The sequence below is a fragment of the Constrictibacter sp. MBR-5 genome (assembly GCF_040549485.1).
Lineage (GTDB): Bacteria > Pseudomonadota > Alphaproteobacteria > JAJUGE01 > JAJUGE01 > Constrictibacter.
The window spans coordinates 351,800-368,765 of the sequence record NZ_JBEPTK010000003.1 but is presented as its reverse complement, the minus strand read 5'-3'; the positions used below and the strand labels follow the sequence as shown (position 1 = coordinate 368,765).

Below are 16,966 nucleotides of genomic sequence, written 5' to 3'. Positions count from 1 at the left end.
TACGCCGGGAAGGTCCTGACGGCGAATGTCGTTCCTGTTCGTCCAGTTCCTGACGGGGCTCGCCAGCGCCTCGTCGCTCTTCCTCGTCGCATCCGGGCTGTCGCTGATCTTCGGCGTGACGCGGGTCGTGAATTTCGCCCACGGCTCGTTCTACATGCTGGGCGCGTTCTGCGGATACAGCGCGGTCGGCCTGCTCGCCCCGGTCCTCGGCGACGCCTTCGGGTTCTGGATCGCCGTGCCGCTGACCGCGGCGGCCGTGGCCGTGCTCGGCGCCGCCCTCGAGATGACGGTCCTGCGGCGGATCTACGGCGCCCCCGAACTGTTCCAGCTGCTCGCCACCTTCGGAATCCTACTGGTCCTGGCCGACGCGACCCTCGCCGTCTGGGGGCCGGAGGACCTGCTCGGGCCCAGGGCACCGGGCCTCGCCGGTGCGGTGCAGGTCTTCGGGCAGGCGGTGCCGACCTACGACCTGTTCCTGATCGGTGTCGGTCCGGTGGTGCTCGGCCTGCTCTGGTTCTGCCTGCAACGCACCCGCTGGGGCGTCCAGATCCGCGCGGCCACCGAGAACCGCGAACTCACGGCCGCCCTCGGCATCAATCAGCGGCGCCTGTTCACCTCGGTCTTCGCCGTCGGGGCCGGCCTCGCGGGCCTCGCCGGCGCACTGGAACTGCCGCGTCACCCGGCCAGCCTCGGCATGGACCTGGGCGTGATCGTCGAGGTGTTCGTGGTCACGGTCGTCGGCGGGATGGGCAGCATTCCCGGTGCGTTCGTCGCGGCGCTGCTGATCGGTCAGCTCCAGGCGTTCGGGATCCTGGCGTTCCCCGAGATCACGATCGTCCTGCTGTTCCTCTTCATGGCGGCGGTGCTCATCGTCCGCCCGTGGGGCCTGCTGGGTCGCCCCGAGGCGCCGGCCGCCGCCCGTATCCTCCAGGCCGAAGCGCCGTTGCGGCCGCTTCCCGCTTCCGGCAAGGCGGCCGCCCTGGCGATCGCGCTCCTCCTCGCCGCGATGCCGCTGGTGGCCGGGCCCTACATGCTCTCGGTCGCCACCGAGATCATCGTCTTCGCCCTCTTCGCGGCCAGCCTGCATTTCCTGACCGGCATCGGCGGCATCGTGTCCTTCGGCCATGCCGCAGGCTTCGGGCTCGGCGCCTATGGTGCCGCCCTCGCCGTGCGCTGGCTGGAGGCGGGCATGCCGGCCGGTCTCGCGGCCGGCGTGGCCCTGGCAGCGGTTGGCACCGGGATCTTCGGTGCGTTCTGCATACGGCTCTCGGGCGTGTACCTCGCCATGCTGACGCTCGCCTTCGCCCAGATCTGCTACGCGGTCGCGTTCCAGTGGTACGACGTCACCGGGGGCGACAACGGCCTGATCGGGATCTGGCCGCCGCGCTGGGCCTCGTCGCCGGAAACGCTCTACTGGCTGGCCCTCCTGCTGTGCGGCGCGGGTGCGATGGCGTTGCGGCATATGGTGCACGCGCCGCTCGGCCTGGGCATGCGCGCCTGCAGAGACTCCCCGCTGCGCGCGGAAGCGTCGGCCATAGACCGGCGCGGCATCCGCTGGGCGGCGTTCACCCTGGCCGGCATGGCGGCCGGCTTGGCCGGCGCGTTCTACGCCTTCTTCAAGGGCAGCGTCTTTCCGGATGCCCTCGGCGTGGGCGTCTCCGTCGACGGTCTGGTCATGATGCTGCTCGGCGGTATCGGCACCCTGTCGGGACCGCTCGTCGGCGCGGCCGCCTACAAGGCCACGCAGGTCGAACTCGCCGCCGCCACCGACTTCTGGCGCGCGCTCCTCGGCCTGGGGATCGTCCTGCTGGTGGTCCTGTTCCCGCGCGGGATCGCCGGACAGCTGCAATACCTCTGGTACCGGTGGGTCCGATGACGACGCTGGCCGTATCGAACCTGCGCAAGTCGTTCGACGGCGTGCGCGCAGTCGACGGGATCGGCTTCGAGGTCGCGGCGGGGGAACTGGTCGCGATCATCGGCCCGAACGGCGCCGGCAAGAGCACCTGCTTCAACTGCGTCAACGGACAGCTGCGGCCCGATGCCGGCAGCGTGCGCCTGGACGGGCGCGAGCTGGTCGGCCTGCCGCCGCGCGAGGCCGCCCGGGCCGGGATCGGGCGGACGTTCCAGATCACCGCCGCCTTCGGCTCGCTGTCCGTACGCGAGAACGTTCAGGCCGCGCTGATCGCCGGGCGCCAGCGCATGCTTTCGATGCTGCCGGTCGCGCGGCGGCTCTACGTCCAGGAAGCCGATGCGCTGCTGGACCTCGTCGGCATGCGGGCGCTGGGCGACGCCACCTGCGGCGCGCTGGCCTATGGCGACCTGAAGCGCGTCGAACTCGCGATCGCACTCGCGCAGGATCCACGCATGCTGCTGATGGACGAGCCGACCGCCGGCATGGCACCGAGCAGCCGGCGCGACCTCATGCGCCTCGTCCACGGGATCGCGAAGAACCGTTCCGTCGGCGTGCTGTTTACCGAACACGATATGGACATCGTCTTCGGCTATGCGGACCGCGTCCTCGTCATGAGCCGGGGCCGCCTGATCGCCTCCGGCCCACCCGACACCGTGCGGGCCGACCCGGCCGTGCGCGAAACCTATCTCGGGACCGACTGATCGCGGAGCAGCCGGCTGACGGTGACCCTACAGGCTGATAAACATCGGGAGACCATGGTGGCGGAGATGCGGATGCGACCGGCGAAGTTCCTGTTCATGGCGGCGTTGACCGCCGGCGTCGCCGGCTGTGCGGCCGCGACGCCCGGTGGCGGTGCGCCCGCACCGGCGGTGGCGAGCCCTGCGGCGACGACGGCGCTGCCCGCCGCGCGTCTGTCCGATTTCGCGGGTCCCTGGGCGGGCCATACCGAACAGAACACCGCGGCGAAGCGCGCTGCGACACTCCTGATCGAGGAGCAGCCCGGCGGCGGCTTCAGCGTGACGTGGGCCAGTTTCGAGGCGGGCGACGTGGCGGGATCGGTACGGCAGCGCGAGCGGAAGATGACCTTCCGCCAGACGGCGGAGACGGGGATCTGGGTGGCCGACGAAGCGTCACCGGATCCGTTCGCCCATCTCGCCGCGTGGGCGCGGATCGTCGACCGGACGTTGCGGATCGACATCCTGGGCCTCAGGCGCGACGGCCAGCTGGAGCGGCAGGTCTACGAGCGCCGGCTCGACGACGGCGGCATGATGATGCTGACCTATCGCCGTTTCGTCGAAGACGAGCTGACGCGGACGATCGAAGCCGACTTCATGCGCCTCTGACGCCGTGACTCGATGCGCCTCCGGCGCCGTGACTTGCGATGCGCCTCCGGCGCCGTGACTTGCGCCGATTCTGCCACATGAATCAGGCGTAAGTGGCGTAGGTCACATGCACAACCGTGCCTTCGTTGACAATGTAGTGGTGCTCATGGAGCATCCGCATTGACGGTTCTGTGTCGGGGGGCAAGTAGTGAAACGGCATTTGGCGGCGTTCGCCTTGGCGGCGACCGTGGCTGGCACTGCCATAGGGGCAGCGGCTCAGACCAGCGACCAGGCTGCGGAACGCGCTCGCTACGACGCCCTGTTCCAGACACTGCTCGAACGGCCTGCGGATCTCGACGCCATGTTCGAGTTCGCCGCGCTGGCGGCACGGCTCGGCGAGTATGACGCCGCCATCTCCACGCTGGAGCGCATGCTCATCTACAATGCCGACCTGCCGCGGGTTCGGCTCGAACTCGGCGCGCTCTACATGCGCATCGGTGCCGACGAGATGGCGCGGGTCTACCTGCAGGACGCGCTGACGGCACCCGAGGTGCCTGATCCGGTAAGGGAACGGATCGAGACGCTGCTCGCCCAGATCGACCAGCGGACGGCGCGCAACGTGTTCGCGGGCTCGGTCTTCGGCGGCCTTCGCTATCAGACCAATGCGAATGCGGGCCCCGATTCCAGCCAGGTTCAGGCCTTCGGCCTCGACGCGCGGCTCGACGACGAGTTCCGTGCGGACGACGACTTCAACGCGTTCCTCTCCGGATCGCTGGTCCACCGCTACAATTTCGACTCGCCCTACGGCGAGTGGTGGGAGACGCGGCTGACGGGCTACGGCGCCTGGCAGTTCGACTTCACCGACCTGGACATCGCTCTCGCGGAGATTCAGACGGGCCCGCGCATCGCGCTCAACCCGGGAGAGTGGAAGGGCACGTCGCTGCGGGTCTACGCGCTCGGCAACGTGGTCGACCTCGGCCGACGGCTGCTCTACGCCAGCGTCGGCGGCGGTGCGGAGGTCAGTCAGGTCGTCAACGACCAGGCGATCGTCGATCTGGGCTACGCGTTCCGCTACAAGGACTATCACAACTCGGACCGGTCGCCGAACGCGGACGACTATACCGGCGACGAGCATACGCTCGGCCTGACAGGCCGCTACGCGATCGATCCGGACTGGATGATGTTCGGCGGCGTCACCGTCATCCGCGACGACGCCAAGACGGCGCATCAGTCGAACTGGGAATACGGGCTGCTGGCCGGCGTGCGCTACAGCTACGCCGCGCCGTTCGAGTCCATCCAGCTGCCGTGGCAGGTCGCGCTCGCCGTCTCCTTCGGCGAGCGCTGGTATGACGATGCCGACGTGGCCGTCAATCCGAACACCGACCGGTCCGACAACATCTGGCAGGTCAGCCTCAATCATTCGGCGCGCGTGACCTCGGATATCTCGATCGAGAGCCAGATCCGGTACGAGGATCAGGACTCGAACCTGACCAACTACAGCTACGACAACTGGTCCTTCACGCTCGGCGTGCTGGCGACGTTTTAGTAAAGGTGATCGCTATGCGGCCTTACCACTGGCTGACCGTCGCTTCGGTGATCGCCGCGGCACTCGCCGTGGCGCCACAGGCAGCCGACGCCGCGCGCGTCGGCACGACCGCGGCCGTCAATCCGGAAGCGACGGGCACGCCGCCGGGCGGGGCAACCCGCACGCTCTTCATCGGCCAGGACATCGTCTTCGAGGAGAAGATCGTCACGGCCGGCGCCGGTCAGACGCAGATCCTGTTCCTCGACCAGTCGGCCCTGACGGTCGGCCCGAACTCGGAAGTCGTCATCGACCGCTTCGTCTACGACCCCGACCGTTCGACGGGCGAGATGGTGGTGTCGGTGACGAAAGGACTGTTCCGCTTCGTCGGCGGCAAGATCAGCTCCACCAGCGGCGCCACGATCCGGACGCCGACCGCGACCCTGGGCATCCGCGGCAGCGTGGTACTCGGCGCGTCCGATCCGCTCGACATCGTCTTCGTCGCCGGCAGCACGCTGAACGTCAGCAACGCTTCCGGTAACCTGAACATGGATTCCCGCTCCATCGGACGGCGGGTCGTGACGAACGGCGGCGCCCCACAGGACGGCGGTAGCGCCTCGGCGGCCACGTTGCGGAGTTATCTGGCCGCCCTGAACACGCCGGGCAGCGGCAGCGCCCCCGAGCAGCCGACGGATGTCGGCGCGCGGGCGGGTCTGGGCAACAGGCTTCCCGGCGGCAGCATCCTGCATTTCGCGGCGGCCAACTACGCCACCGGCGGCAGCACCAGCAACCTGCAGCCGGGGACCGCCGGCGGCGCCAGCCAGATACGCGACGTCGTCGAAACCGGCGCCAACACCCAGGTCCGGGATGCCGTTACAGGGGGTGGATCGCACTCGCCCGGAGGCGGACTCGGCGGGATCTTCGGCGGATTGCCCTCGGCACCAGGCGGTTCGCCGGGAACGCGCACGACCGATACGATCGAAGGCTATGGCACAAGCCTACGGTTCACTTACGACGGCACGGGCGACCCGATCGCGCTGCTGTCGAATTCGACGGATCTGGAGGGCGTGATCGTCGCCGCAGGCAGCCCGACGCCGACCCTGACCATCGAACGCAGCGTCGAGGGCGATCACATCGACGCCGATCTGCGCCTCGACCGGCTCTACGAGTTCGGGAAGGGCCGCTCGGTCAACAGCCTCTTCTTCGACGACGACACATTCGCCGCCATCATCTCCCCGAACGGGCCCGGCGGCACGCCCGGCGGGCCGGTCACCGTGATGGTGACCCACGACCTCCTGCAGGCGCCGCAGGGGGTCGACGAGACGAAGCTCTGTTCCTGCTCCTTCCTGACGTGGGGCTATTGGGCGGCGGACGTGCCGGGAGCGTCGAGCAGCGAAACGCCGGGGCAGCGTGACTTGGTGGCGCTCGGCACCTGGGTCGCGGGCAAGCTTCCGACCGCCGCGGACATACCGACGACCGGGACCGCCAGCTATGCGGGGCATGCGGTCGGCAGCGTCGTCGACAACGGGCAGTTCCGGATGGCGACCGGCAGCATGACGGCGAACTTCGACTTCGGCACCCGCTCCGGGTCCATGCACATCAACGACTTCGACAACCGGGACTATACCGGTTCGGCGAGCGCCGTGACGAACCGCATGTCGATCAACGTCATCTCCAGCGACGGCAACGTCAGCGGCAACGTCGTCGGTTCATTTGCCAGGAACGGCAGCGATCCGGTCGGCGGCGTGATCGGCGACCTGATCCTGAGCGGAACGAACGGCTCCGGCGGCAGCTATGTCGGCGTCGGCACGATCGCCGGGCAGAAGGCGACCGGCCAGAACTGACCGGCGCCGGCGTCGGCAGCCTCCTGCCCTCAGTTCAGGGCGAAGTGGGGGGTCGTCCGGAAGTCGGCCGGGCTGACGATCCCCCGCTGCGCCACACGCACCGTGTGGATCTTCGCCTCGATCTCGCGCTCCCAGAAATCGAGAAACTTCTGCAGCGCCGGATATTTCGGCGCCGCGTCAAGCTTCTGCCAGACGAACGTCTGCAGCAGGCAGGGGTGGTCGGGCAGGCGGTAGACGATTTCGGCGGTCGTCAGCCGCCATCCCATGAGCTGTCTCTCCAGATCGGTCACGGTCCTTCTCCCTTGAACCGTCCCACGAAAGTGTCAGGACCAGGGAATTTCGGCACACGCTCGCGCAGAAATCAATAAAATCAATGGACTAGCAGCCGCTTCCAGCGACTGCTGCCAGCGCGCCGAAATTTGTTAGCAGTCAGACACTGAGAGTGCTAAAAACCCCCTTGAAAGGATCCTGTGCGGCGCATAGATCCGGGCCGTCGCGGCCCCGGGATTTAGGGCCGCAGGTCGTATCGGGATCCTCTACAGCATATTCGAGGGAGCAGTCAGATGCAGTTCAGGCCTCTGCACGACCGTGTCGTCGTCAAGCGCGTCGAAGAGACGACGAAGACGGCGGGCGGCATCATCATTCCCGACACCGCCAAGGAAAAGCCGCAGGAAGGCGAAATCATCGCCGTCGGCCCGGGCGCCCGCAACGAGAAGGGCGAGATCCAGGCGCTGGACGTCAAGGTCGGCGATCGCATCCTCTTCGGCAAGTGGTCCGGCACCGAAGTGAAGCTCGACGGTCAGGATTACCTGATCATGAAGGAGTCGGACATCATGGGCATCGTCGAAGGCGGTGCAGCGGCGAAGGCCGCCGCCTGAACCGGCAGCATCCACTGCACGTCGAAGCCCTGACCAACTAAGGAACGATCGAAATGGCTGCCAAGGAAGTCAAGTTCAGCACGGACGCGCGCGACCGCATGCTGCGCGGCGTCAACATCCTCGCCGACGCGGTGAAGGTCACGCTGGGCCCGAAGGGCCGCAACGTCATCATCGACAAGGCGTTCGGCGCACCGCGGATCACCAAGGACGGCGTCACCGTCGCCAAGGAGATCGAGCTCAAGGACAAGTTCGAGAACATGGGCGCCCAGATGGTGCGCGAAGTGGCCTCGAAGACCAACGACGTGGCCGGCGACGGCACGACGACCGCGACGGTTCTCGCCCAGGCGATCGTCCGTGAAGGCGCCAAGTCGGTGGCCGCCGGCATGAACCCGATGGACCTGAAGCGCGGCATCGACCTCGCGGTCGCAGCGGTCGTCGCGGACCTGAAGAGCCGGTCGGTGAAGATCAAGACCAGCGAGGAAGTGGCGCAGGTCGGCACGATCTCCGCCAACGGCGACAAGGCGATCGGCGCGATGATCGCCGAGGCGATGCAGAAGGTCGGCAACGAGGGCGTCATCACGGTCGAGGAGGCCAAGAGCCTCGAGACCGAGCTCGACGTCGTCGAGGGCATGCAGTTCGACCGTGGCTATCTCTCGCCGTACTTCATCACCAACGCCGAGAAGATGACCTGCGAGCTGGAGAACCCGTACATTCTCCTGCACGAGAAGAAGCTGTCGAACCTGCAGTCGATGCTGCCGGTGCTCGAGGCCGTGGTCCAGAGCGGCCGGCCGCTCCTGATCGTCGCCGAGGACATCGAGGGCGAGGCGCTGGCGACGCTGGTCGTCAACAAGCTGCGCGGCGGCCTGAAGGTCGCGGCGGTGAAGGCACCGGGCTTCGGCGACCGCCGCAAGGCGATGCTGGAGGACATGGCGACCCTGACGGGCGGCCAGGTCATCTCCGAAGACCTCGGCATCAAGCTGGAGAGCGTGACGCTCGACATGCTCGGCCAGGCGAAGAAGGTCGCGATCACGAAGGACGACACCACGGTCGTCGACGGTGCCGGCGAGAAGGCCGACATCGAAGCGCGCTGCACGCAGATCAAGGCGCAGATCGAGGAGACGACCTCGGACTACGACCGTGAGAAGCTTCAGGAGCGTCTGGCGAAGCTGGCGGGCGGCGTCGCGGTCATCCGCGTCGGCGGTGCCACCGAGATCGAGGTGAAGGAGAAGAAGGACCGCGTCGACGACGCCCTGAACGCCACGCGCGCGGCGGTCGAGGAAGGCATCCTGCCCGGCGGCGGTTCGGCCCTTCTCTACGCGATCAAGGCGCTCGAATCGGTGAAGCCGGAGAATGCGGACCAGCGCGTCGGCGTCGAGATCATCCGCCGCGCGATCCAGGCCCCGGCACGCCAGATCGCCGAGAACGCCGGGTCGGACGGTTCGGTGATCGTCGGCAAGATGCTGGAGAGCACCGACGCCAGCTGGGGCTACGACGCCTCCGAAGGCAAGTACTGCGACCTGGTGAAGGCCGGCATCGTCGATCCGACCAAGGTCGTGCGTACCGCGCTGCAGGACGCCGCGTCGGTTTCCGGGCTGATGATCACCACCGAGGCGATGGTCGCCGAGAAGCCGGAGCCGAAGTCGGCCGCGGGCGGTCCGGGCGCCGGTGGCATGGGCGGCATGGGCGACATGGACTTCTGATCGCGTCACGACGCGACAGGATCTCCCACGCGAAGGGGCCGCGGCGATGCCGCGGCCCCTTTACGCATTTGGATCGGGTTCGCTCACCCGGTGTTCCGGCGTCGTCAGTCCTCGCGTCGCGGCGGCTCCGGCATGCGCCAGAGCAGCATAGTGCCGATGACCAGCAGGATGAGGATCGTCGACATGCCGATGCGCTGGCTGCCGGTCACGATGATCGTCCAGCCGACGAGGGTCGGGCCGATGAAGGAGGTGACCTTTCCCGACAGGGCGAAGAGACCGAACATTTCCGTCTCCATGCCGCGCGGCGCCAAGCGCGCCATCAGCGAACGGCTCGCCGCCTGGACCGGGCCCATGAAGATCCCCAGCAGCAGTGCGAAGATCCAGAACGTCGTCTCGGACTGGGCAAGGAGCACCGGCACGGCCAGTCCGATCATCGCGACGAGGCTGAACGCGATCGTCCGCTTGGAGCCGAACAGATCATCGATCCAGCCGAAAGCAAACGCACCCAGACCCGCCGTCACGTTGAGCGCGATCCCGAAGACGATGATCTCCTCATAGTCCATGCCGATCGTCCCGGCGGCATAGAGGCCGCCCATGGCGAACAGCGTGTTGAGGCCGTCGATGTAGAACAGGCGGGCGATCAGGAAGCGGGCGATCTCGCGATGCGCGCGCAACGTCTTCACCGTCCCGCGCAGCTGGCGGAGCCCCTTCCCCACCGCCTCGCGCATGCGCAGGCCCTGCGGGGCGTCCGGGACGAACAGAAACAGCGGAACCGCGAAGAGCAGAAACCAGACGGCCACGAAGGGGCCGACGATGCGCACATGCTCGGACTGCGCCTTGTCGAGCCCGAACAGCGGCTGCTCCGCCTGGACGAAGAGCACCAGGGTTAGCGCCAAGCAGACGAGCCCGCCGGCATAACCGAGCCCCCACGCCCAGCCCGAGAGGCGGCCGAGATGGGACTGGCGCACCAGCCCGGGAAGCATCGCATTGTAGAAGACGGTGCCCATCTCGAAGCCGATGTTGGCGATCGAGACCAGGACCAGCGCCCACAACGCCCACGACGGATCCGGCTCAACGAACCAGAGCATGGCGGTCGCGACGACGCAGGTGCCCGAGAGGGCGGCGAGCCAGAGCTTGCGGCGGCCGCTGAAGTCCGCGATGGCGCCGAGGATCGGACTGAGAATGGCGATGAGAATGCCGGAGAGCGCCTGGGCGAAGGCCCAGTGCGCCGTACCGTCGGCACCCTTGCCCGACACGCCGAGTTCGAAATAGGCGCTGAAGACGAAGGTGATGATGACGGTCGGAAAGGCGGAGTTCGCCCAGTCGAACAGGCACCAGGACCAGAGCGCCCGTGCCGGCACGCCATCGGGCCGCGAGGCCGAGTGGGTGACGGCGCGCGTTGCGGCGGCCGGCTCGGGAACCTCCGTCACGCGGCCGCCAGCGCGCGGAGCTGCCCGTTGACGACCGTCAGCATGGCGATCTCGAGCATGCCGGCCGACCCGATCTCCTCCATCGTGCGATCGTAGCGGGCCACCGCTGCCGGCCGCTGCGCCGTCCAGGCCTCGACCGCCGCCTCGGCATCGCCGGACGCACCGGCCGCCAGCACCTGGGCGGTGAGGGTCGCCTGATGGCCGAAGACGTCATCCAGGAACGTCTCGACAGCCAGCTGCTGCCACGCGGTGCGCGTCGTCATGGTCGACGCCGCGTCGCGCAGCCGATCCAGGCCGAAACGCGTGGCCACGGCGAACCAGACGTGGGCCGCCGCCTCGACGGACATCCCGCAGCTTCGGGCCAGGCGCACCACGTCGGGCGCACCGTACAGCACGTCGAGCCCCGCCACCGCGCGCGCGATCTTGTCCGGCACGCCCGCTTTCTGCAGTTCGGAGCGCCGCGCCGCCACGGACCGGCGCTCGTCCTCGAACAGCTCGCGCGGCAGGTTCGCACAGAAGTCGGCGATGCCCGGACGGTAAGCCTCCAGATGGGCCGCCATGTCGAGTGGATTGCCGCCGTGCCGCAGGAACCACAGCGTGCCGTGCTCGACGAGGCGTCGCCCGTCGAGCAGCATGCCGATCTGCACCGCGGCCGGCACCCGATTGTCGAGCCCTTCGATCGCCTCCCAGAGGTCGCGCAGGCCGAAAGCCGCCACCGCGATCGAGAAGGCGCGGGCGACATCCCCCGCACCACGGCCCGACCGGTCCTGCAGACGCTCGACGAAGCCGATGCCCGCGCGATCGACGACGGTGTTGGTGACGAAGGTGGTGACCAGCTCGCGGCGGAGGCGATGCCCGGCGATCTGGCTGCGCCAGCCGTCGCGCAGCGTGGGCGGAAAGTATCGGACGAGATCGTCCACCAGCTCCGGATCGTCCGGCAGGCCGGTCGCCAGCAGTTCCTCGTAGAGCACGATCTTCGAGTAGGAGAGCAGAACCGCCAGTTCGGGCCGCGTCAGGCCGAGACCGGCGGTCTCGCGTTCGCCGATCACCTCGTCGTCGGGCAGGAACTCGATGCTGCGGTTGAGCTGCCCCGCGCGTTCGAGGCGGCGGATGAAGCGGGCATGCTGCGGCAGCAGCGCGGCCGCCTCCGCCTCGGTTACACTGATCGCACCGCTCTGGAGATAGTTGTGTGCGAGCACCAGTTGCGCGACTTCGTCGGTCATCTGCTTCAGCAGCGCGTCGCGCTGCTTCATCGTCAGCTCGCCGGCATCAATGGCGGCGTTCAAAAGGATCTTGATGTTCACCTCGTGGTCCGAGGTGTCGACGCCGCCCGAATTGTCGATGAAGTCCGTGTTGATGCGCCCGCCGGCGAGTGCGTACTCGATCCGTCCGCGTTGGGTGACGCCCAGGTTGGCACCTTCGCCGACCACCTTGGCGCGGATCTCGCCGCCGTTCACCCGGTGCGCATCGTTGCTGCGATCGCCGACCTCGGCGTTGGTTTCCTCGGCCGACTTGATGAAGGTGCCGATGCCGCCGAACCAGAGCAGGTCGACCTCGGCGCGGAGCATGGCGGTCATCAGCGCGCTCGGCGTCACCTGGGCGGTGTCGATGCCGAACAGCGCCTTCATCTCGGCCGAGACGGGGATCGCCTTGGCCTGACGGCTGAAGACTCCGCCGCCCTGCGAGATGAGGCCGGGATCGTAGTCGGTCCAGTTCGACCGCGGCAGATCGAACAGGCGCTTCCGCTCCGCCCAGCTGGCTTCGGGATCGGGATTCGGATCGACGAAGATGTGCAGATGGTTGAAGGCGCCCACCAGACGCGTATGGCGCGACAGCAGCATGCCGTTGCCGAACACGTCGCCCGCCATGTCGCCGACGCCGACGCAGGTGAAGTCGTCGGACTGGATGTCGCGGCCGATCTCGCGGAAATGGCGCTTCACCGATTCCCACGCGCCGCGCGCCGTGATGCCCATTCCCTTATGGTCGTAGCCGGCGGAGCCACCGGAGGCGAAGGCGTCCTTCAGCCAGAAGCCGTACTCGGCCGACAGGCCGTTGGCGATGTCGGAAAAGGAGGCCGTGCCCTTGTCGGCCGCGACGACGATGTAGGGGTCGTCGCCGTCGTGGCGGACGACGTCGGCGGGCGGCACGATCGCGTCGCCGTCGCGGTTGTCGGTGACGTCGAGCAGCCCCCTGACCAGCAGCTTGTAGCAGGCGATGCCTTCGGCCTGGAGCGCTTCGCGGCCGCCCTCTGTCGGCGGGCGCTTCAGCACGAAACCGCCCTTGGCGCCGACCGGCACGATGACGGCGTTCTTCACCATCTGCGCCTTCATCAGGCCAAGGACCTCGGTGCGGAAATCCTCGCGCCGGTCCGACCAGCGAATCCCGCCGCGCGCGACCTTGCCGCCGCGCAGGTGGATGCCCTCCATCCGGGCCGAATAGACGAAGATCTCGAACATCGGGCGCGGCAAAGGCAGCTCTTCCACCTTCGCGCAGTCGTATTTGATGGAAAGGTAGGGTTTGGGCCGCCCCTCGGTGCCGGTCTGCCAGTGGTTGGTGCGGACGGCGGCCTCGGCGAGGTTGAGGAAGCGGCGCAGGATGCGGTCCTCGTCCAGGCTCTGCACCGCCTCCAGCGACGACGCGATATCGTCGGTGATCGCCGCCACGCGCTGCGGGTCGTGCCGCGCCGGATCGAAGCGCGCCTCGAACAGGGCGACGATGCTGCCGGCGATGCCGGCATGGCGGGCGAGCGTCTCCTCCATATAGGCTTGGCTGAACGGCGCCCCGACCTGGCGCAGATAGCGCGCGAAGGCGCGCAGTACGACGATCTGGCGCCAGTCCAGGCCGGCGGCAAGGATCAGGCGGTTCAGCCCGTCACTCTCGAGTTCGCCCGTCCAGATGCGATCGAAGGCGGTCTGGAACTTGTCGCGCACCGCCCGCAGGTCGACGGCCGACCGGTCCGCCGTCTCCAGACCGAAATCATGGATCCAGACCCGCCGGCGGCCGGCGGGTTCAAGCCGGTACGGCACCTCGCCGATGACCCGCAGCCCCATATGCTCCAGCATCGGCAGGATGTCGGACAGCGGTACGGGCGTCTCGGCATGGTAGAGCTTGAAGCGCAGTTCGTGCTGCCCGGCTTCGATCGGCCGGTAGAGGTTCATCCCCAAGCCACCGCCGGCGCCCATACCGTCGAGCAGAGCGATGTCGGCCACGGCCAGATCGGCGTGATAGGTCTCGCGGTAGCCGGCGGGAAAAGCCTCGCCGTAGGTCCGCCAGGCGGCGAGACCACGCTCCTCGCCGAGATGGGCCACCAAGGCCTGCTGCAGCCGATCCGACCATGACCGGCCGGCTTCCGCGAGCCGCCGTTCGATCTCGGCTGGGTCGTATTCGGGCACCTGGCCCGGCGTCGTCCGGACCAGGAACTGAATCCGCGCCAGGGGCTCGTCGGACACCTGCGTCGTGAACGCCGTGACCTCGCCGGACAGGGCGGTCTCCAGAATCCGGGCGAAGCGCAGCCTGATTCCCGTGTTGTAGTGATCGCGGGGGGCATAGACGAGGCAGGATACGAAGCGCTGGAACGGATCGGCGCGGGTGAAGAGCGCGATGCGCTGGCGCTCCTGGAGGTGAAGAATCCCCAGCGCCGTCTCCAGGAGATCGTCCTGGCCGATCTGGAACAGTTCGTCGCGCGGATAGGCCTCCAGGATATGGACGAGCGCCTTCTCGTCATGGCTGTTCGGCGCGAAGCCGGCCTGTTGAACGACCTGCGTGACCTTGTGGCGGAGGATCGGTATGCGACGCGGGCTGCTGTTGTAGACGACCGAGGTGAACAGGCCGAGGAAGCGGCGCACCCCTGCGACCCGCCCGTCGGCGTCGAAGCGCTTCACCGTCACATAGTCCATGTGGACCGGACGGTGGACCGTGGACCGCGCATTCGCCTTGTTGATGTCGATGAGGATCGGCGACTTCAGCGATTCGATCGCGGCAGCCGGTAGAACCGCGAGCCCGGCCGGCGCATCGTCGGGTTCGAGCCGTTCGCTGCGGAGAATGCCGAGGCTGGAGCCGGGCTCCGGAACCGCCTTCAGTTCTCCGGAGCCGCCTTCGAACCTGTAGTCGCGGCAGCCGAGGAACGTGAAGTGATTGTCGTCGAGCCACTGCAGGAAGGCCGCCGCTTCCGCTGCCTCCTCGGTGGATACGCCGCGGTGCGCCTGGCTCGTCAGGTCGGCGACGGTCGCCTGCAGACGATCGCGGATCGCCTGCCAGTCGGCCACGGCAACCCGCACGTCGGCCAGGACCCGGACGAGATTCGCGCGAATGGTCTCGAGTTCATCGAGGTTCGTCACCTCGTCCATCTCGACGTGCATCACCGACTCGGCGGCCCCGCCCGCCGCGCCGATCGCCGCGATACGGCCGGCCTCGCGGGTAACCGGGATGATCGGGTGAATGACGAGGTGGACGGTGTGACCCCGCCGGTTCAGCTCGGCCGTGACCGAGTCCACCAGAAAGGGCATGTCGTCGTTGACGACCTGCACGACGGTATGGGTGGATTCCCATCCGTCCTCGCTGAGCGTCGGCTTGTAGACGCGTACCTTGGCCGTTCCGGGGGGCCGATCCGATGCGAACCGCAGCATCGAGAGTGCCGCGCCGTACAACGTCTCCGCCCCGACGCCCAGGATGTCACTGGGCGGTACGTGCGCGTAGAACCGCCGGATGAACTCCTGCGCGAGCGGGGCGGCGTCGGATTTCAGTTTGCTGCCGGCAATAGCGACGACTTCGGCGATAAGATCCGCCGTCAGCCGCTGTCCACGGACTGCCATGCGCTTCTCCCTGGTCTTCGAGACGTGCAGCCGGCTGCGATACTAGCCGTGCCGGCCAATCGAAGTAACACCCGGACGTTACAGACCACATGCCGGGTAGGGAGAGGACGAGGCCGACCGGGGTACCCGGCGCAAACGCCTCGGCAGGCTACTGGTTCATCTGCTGGAAGAAATCGCCGTTGCTCTTGGTCTCGCGCAGCTTGTTCAGCAGGAACTCCATCGAGTCCTGAGCACCCATCGGCATCAGGACGCGGCGCAGCACCCACATCTTAGAGAGCGTGGCACGGTCGACCAGCAGCTCCTCCTTGCGGGTACCGGACTTGCCGATGTCGATGGCCGGCCAGATGCGCTTGTCGGAGAGCTTGCGGTCGAGGACGATTTCGGAGTTACCGGTGCCCTTGAACTCCTCGAAGATCACCTCGTCCATGCGGCTGCCCGTGTCGATCAGGGCCGTCGCGATGATCGAGAGCGATCCGCCCTCCTCGATGTTGCGCGCCGCACCGAAGAAGCGCTTCGGCCGCTGCAGCGCGTTGGCGTCGACGCCGCCGGTCAGCACCTTGCCCGAGGACGGAACGACCGTGTTGTAGGCGCGGGCCAGGCGGGTGATCGAGTCGAGCAGGATGACCACGTCGCGCTTGTACTCGACGAGGCGCTTCGCCTTCTCCAGGACCATCTCGGTCACCTGGACGTGGCGGGTCGCCGGTTCGTCGAAGGTCGAACTGATGACCTCGCCGTTCACCGAACGCTGCATGTCGGTGACTTCCTCGGGCCGCTCGTCGATCAGCAGCACGATGAGGTAGACGCCCGGGTTGTTCGCCGAAATCGCATGGGCGATGTTCTGCAGCATCATCGTCTTGCCGGTACGCGGCGGCGCGACGATCAGTGCGCGCTGGCCCTTGCCGAGCGGCGTGACCAGTTCGACCACGCGGGTCGTGTAGTCCTTGGTCTTGGTCGGATCCTGGTATTCCAGGTTCAGCTTTTCTTCCGGATAGAGCGGCGTCAGGTTGTCGAAGTTGATCCGGTGCCGGACCTTGTCGGGCTCGTCGAAATTGATGCTGTTGAGCTTGAGCAGTGCGAAGTAGCGCTCGCCCGACTTGGGACCGCGGATCTCGCCTTCGACGGTGTCGCCGGTGCGCAGACCGAAGCGCCGGACCTGGCTGGGGCTGACGTAGATGTCGTCCGGCCCGGGCAGGTAGTTCGCCTCGGGCGAGCGCAGGAAGCCGAAACCGTCCGAGAGAACCTCGAGCACCCCGATGCCGAGGATGGTGACCTCCTGCTCGGCGAGCTGCTTGAGAATCGCGAACATCATGTCCTGCTTGCGCAGGGTGCTCGCATTCTCGATCTGCAACTCCTCGGCGAGAGCAAGGAGTTCCTGCGGCGTCTTCCGCTTGATGTCCTGAAGGTTCATGACCTTCGGCTTCGGGTCCAACAGGAGCGTGTCCGTCATGGGCGACTTCCGGAAGTGGCGCTTTTGAACAGAAGGGATTGCTCCCGGCGGGGGGAGCTAAAGAGAAGGGCACCGCCAACAGGCGATCAAGGAGAGGTCA

The 16,966-nt window shown here is 67.5% G+C and carries 11 protein-coding genes; 7 read left to right on the top strand and 4 right to left on the bottom strand.

Going from position 1 to position 16,966, the window contains the following annotated elements; genetic code table 11:
* The first annotated feature begins 25 nt into the window (after positions 1 to 25).
* The 5 genes from ABIE65_RS08685 to ABIE65_RS08665 all read left to right on the top strand — a co-directional run bounded on the left by ABIE65_RS08685 (position 26) and on the right by ABIE65_RS08665 (position 6,600).
* On the top strand, positions 26 to 1,876 hold the full coding sequence (locus ABIE65_RS08685; RefSeq protein ID WP_354077119.1) for an ABC transporter permease: 1,851 nt from the start codon (positions 26 to 28) through the stop codon (positions 1,874 to 1,876).
* Positions 1,873 to 2,613: an ABC transporter ATP-binding protein gene (locus ABIE65_RS08680; protein WP_354077118.1), complete on the top strand. Its 741-nt coding sequence runs from the start codon at positions 1,873 to 1,875 to the stop codon at positions 2,611 to 2,613. The genes ABIE65_RS08685 and ABIE65_RS08680 overlap by 4 nt, the downstream gene beginning before the upstream one ends.
* A gap of 72 nt (positions 2,614 to 2,685) precedes the next feature.
* Complete coding sequence (locus tag ABIE65_RS08675; protein ID WP_354077117.1) at positions 2,686 to 3,255, top strand: hypothetical protein; 570 nt, start codon at positions 2,686 to 2,688, stop codon at positions 3,253 to 3,255.
* A 226-nt stretch (positions 3,256 to 3,481) separates the two neighbouring features.
* Positions 3,482 to 4,780: a surface lipoprotein assembly modifier gene (locus ABIE65_RS08670; RefSeq protein ID WP_354077116.1), complete on the top strand. Its 1,299-nt coding sequence runs from the start codon at positions 3,482 to 3,484 to the stop codon at positions 4,778 to 4,780.
* Positions 4,781 to 4,794: 14 nt separating this feature from the next.
* Entirely contained in the window at positions 4,795 to 6,600 is a 1,806-nt protein-coding gene (locus tag ABIE65_RS08665; protein ID WP_354077114.1) for a FecR family protein, read from the top strand.
* A 29-nt stretch (positions 6,601 to 6,629) separates the two neighbouring features.
* Here the strand turns inward: ABIE65_RS08665 and ABIE65_RS08660 are convergent, their stop codons facing one another.
* Positions 6,630 to 6,890: an usg protein gene (locus ABIE65_RS08660; protein ID WP_502918516.1), complete on the bottom strand. Its 261-nt coding sequence runs from the start codon at positions 6,888 to 6,890 to the stop codon at positions 6,630 to 6,632.
* 273 nt (positions 6,891 to 7,163) lie between these two features.
* On the opposite strand from ABIE65_RS08660, the gene groES reads away from it, so the two are divergent.
* Entirely contained in the window at positions 7,164 to 7,478 is a 315-nt protein-coding gene (groES, locus tag ABIE65_RS08655; protein ID WP_354077112.1) for a co-chaperone GroES, read from the top strand.
* A gap of 53 nt (positions 7,479 to 7,531) precedes the next feature.
* Positions 7,532 to 9,178, top strand: coding sequence for a chaperonin GroEL (gene groL, locus ABIE65_RS08650; protein ID WP_354077111.1), 1,647 nt, complete (start codon positions 7,532 to 7,534; stop codon positions 9,176 to 9,178).
* 104 nt (positions 9,179 to 9,282) lie between these two features.
* On the opposite strand, the gene ABIE65_RS08645 is transcribed toward groL, so the two are convergent.
* The 3 genes from ABIE65_RS08645 to rho form a co-directional block, all read right to left on the bottom strand.
* Positions 9,283 to 10,608 carry an MFS transporter gene (locus ABIE65_RS08645; RefSeq protein ID WP_354077110.1) on the bottom strand — a complete coding sequence of 442 codons (1,326 nt, stop codon included), beginning with the start codon at positions 10,606 to 10,608 and terminating at the stop codon, positions 9,283 to 9,285.
* The gene (locus ABIE65_RS08640) at positions 10,605 to 15,419 is read right to left on the bottom strand and encodes an NAD-glutamate dehydrogenase (protein WP_354077109.1); all 4,815 of its coding nucleotides are present in this window, start codon (positions 15,417 to 15,419) and stop codon (positions 10,605 to 10,607) included. The genes ABIE65_RS08645 and ABIE65_RS08640 overlap by 4 nt, the downstream gene beginning before the upstream one ends.
* A gap of 148 nt (positions 15,420 to 15,567) precedes the next feature.
* On the bottom strand, positions 15,568 to 16,827 hold the full coding sequence (rho, locus tag ABIE65_RS08635; RefSeq protein ID WP_354077420.1) for a transcription termination factor Rho: 1,260 nt from the start codon (positions 16,825 to 16,827) through the stop codon (positions 15,568 to 15,570).
* Positions 16,828 to 16,966 lie beyond the last annotated feature (139 nt).

Bases quoted from the DNA above. Each gene is read 5' to 3' on its own strand.
- ABIE65_RS08685 (WP_354077119.1), top strand. From the start codon at position 26: ATGTCGTTCCTGTTCGTCCAGTTCCTGACGGGGCTCGCCAGCGCCTCG.
- ABIE65_RS08680 (WP_354077118.1), top strand. From the start codon at position 1,873: ATGACGACGCTGGCCGTATCGAACCTGCGCAAGTCGTTCGACGGCGTG.
- ABIE65_RS08675 (WP_354077117.1), top strand. From the start codon at position 2,686: ATGCGACCGGCGAAGTTCCTGTTCATGGCGGCGTTGACCGCCGGCGTC.
- ABIE65_RS08665 (WP_354077114.1), top strand. From the start codon at position 4,795: ATGCGGCCTTACCACTGGCTGACCGTCGCTTCGGTGATCGCCGCGGCA.
- groES (WP_354077112.1), top strand. From the start codon at position 7,164: ATGCAGTTCAGGCCTCTGCACGACCGTGTCGTCGTCAAGCGCGTCGAA.
- groL (WP_354077111.1), top strand. From the start codon at position 7,532: ATGGCTGCCAAGGAAGTCAAGTTCAGCACGGACGCGCGCGACCGCATG.
- ABIE65_RS08640 (WP_354077109.1), bottom strand. From the start codon at position 15,419: ATGGCAGTCCGTGGACAGCGGCTGACGGCGGATCTTATCGCCGAAGTC.
- rho (WP_354077420.1), bottom strand. From the start codon at position 16,827: ATGAACCTTCAGGACATCAAGCGGAAGACGCCGCAGGAACTCCTTGCT.